General features: G+C 58.8%; 1 protein-coding gene. It reads left to right on the top strand.

The features are described from left to right. A partial coding sequence (locus GWG65_RS40290; RefSeq protein ID WP_275200932.1) for a transposase occupies positions 1-541 on the top strand: 541 nt, incomplete at both ends.

Here is a 541-nt window from a genome sequence, read left to right as displayed (position 1 = left end):
TGGCTCACGAAGTGACCAACATGGGCACCGATCGCCACGAACTCGCTAACATGTCCAGGCAGGCTCGCGACGAGATGGCGGTCGAGACGCTCGAAGTGGTGGCAGACCGCGGCTATTACGATGGAGAAGAGATCAAGGCCTGCGAGGAAGCCGACATCACGGTGACGTTGCCGAAGCCGATGACTTCCGGCGCGAAAGCTGCCGGCCGCTTCGGCAAACAGGATTTCGTCTACGTAGTGGCCGACGATGTTTATCGCTGTCCCGCCGGCGAGCGGCTAAATTATCACTTCACGAACGTAGAGGACGGAAAGGCCCTGCGCCGCTATTGGACAAGCACCTGCAAAACTTGCGCGCTAAAAACTCAATGCACGACAGGCCCCGAGCGCCGCATCTCACGCTGGGAGCACGAGGCCGTTCTGGAGAAAGTTCAGCATCGGCTCGACCACAATCCCAACGCAATGGGTGTCCGCCGTCAGACAGTGGAGCATCCGTTCGGCACGATGAAGGGTTGGATGGGAGCAACACACTTTCTCACGAGAAA

The organism is Bradyrhizobium sp. CSA207, assembly GCF_029051685.1.
Lineage (GTDB): Bacteria > Pseudomonadota > Alphaproteobacteria > Rhizobiales > Xanthobacteraceae > Bradyrhizobium.
The sequence above is the reverse complement of the archived record's forward strand: the minus strand, read 5'-3'. Positions and strand labels throughout refer to the sequence as shown.